The 1138-nt window shown below is 63.2% G+C and carries 1 pseudogene; it reads right to left on the reverse strand.

What is annotated here, in order from left to right:
* Nucleotides 1-1138, reverse strand: a pseudogene (locus CAG29_RS28635) (hypothetical protein); the annotation flags it as partial.

Consider the following 1138-nt stretch of genomic DNA (forward strand, 5'->3'; position numbering starts at 1 on the left):
GCCGTTGGCCGGGCTGTTCTTGATCAGGTGCCTGTAGCCCTGGGTGTCGATGGGATCGCCGATCATGCTCAGCTCCAGGTAGGCACTGCCGGGTTCGGCGCCCGGCAGGTCGATGGTCAGCGCGTCAACGGCGCTGACGTGTTTCAGGCCGGCAAAGCTGTCGTCACGGGCCGGCCTTGCGCTGCTCTTCATGCTGACCCGGGGGGTGTAGAGGATCAGGTACAGGCGGTCGAGCTCGTCCTGCTGGGCTTTCGGCGCGATCGGCGCCAAATCGCCCGCCCGCGCCTTGGACCAGCAGCAGGTGCTCAGGAAATACTGCAGCGGCGTTCTCTCGAAGATCCAGGCCGTCAGGTACAGCACGCCCAATGCGGCGATGACCCAGTTCAGCGGGCCCATGCACAGCGTGTAGCGCAGGATGGCGACGTCCACGGTTATTGACCCGGCCAAGGCTCTCATGGTGTAAGAAGCGCCCAATAATGCTTGGGTGCCAAAGGCCGCTATTTGTCCTCCGACCGCGGCCTGGCGTATCTGCAGCCATGAATCGACTTGGTTTTGGGCGTTTTCAATCTGCATTTGCAAAGACTTGAACTCTGCTCCCGCTGCCACAAATGACAACCCACCAATCACCCCACCAAACAACGTAAGCACTGGAGCCGCAGATAAACGAATGAAGAATCTATCCCTCCCCAACCCCACCCTAACCTGACTATCCACCACCGCCACCAACGCCGCCGCCCCATACAGGCTCGCCGAAACCGTGTCATTCACCCGCCGGCTTCCCATCCCCTCCAGCACCGCAGCCTCGCGCAAGTAGTTCTGCACATTCACCACGTTCACCAGCAACGCCGCCAACGGCACCACGCCGCCGCTGTTGACCACCGCCGGCGAGTTCAGGATCCGCTCTCCCCGCCCGGCCCCGATCGCCTTGCCGGTCTTGCGCACCCATTCATCCAGGGCTTCGGCCCGTTGACCCAGCAGCTTCCACACCTGCCGCGCGCCCTCGTTCACGCGCTGCAAGCGGCTTTCGCCGCCCAGCCTCGCGGCGATGAAGAGGCTCATCCACGACGCACTGAAACTGCTGTCGCCCTTGAGCAACAGCAGCGCGGCGCCCAGCCGGTTGACCAGCACGTTCCATTGG

Origin of the sequence: Pseudomonas sp. B7(2017) (genome assembly GCF_002112745.1) — a bacterium.
Classification (GTDB): Bacteria; Pseudomonadota; Gammaproteobacteria; order Pseudomonadales; family Pseudomonadaceae; genus Aquipseudomonas; species Aquipseudomonas ekonensis.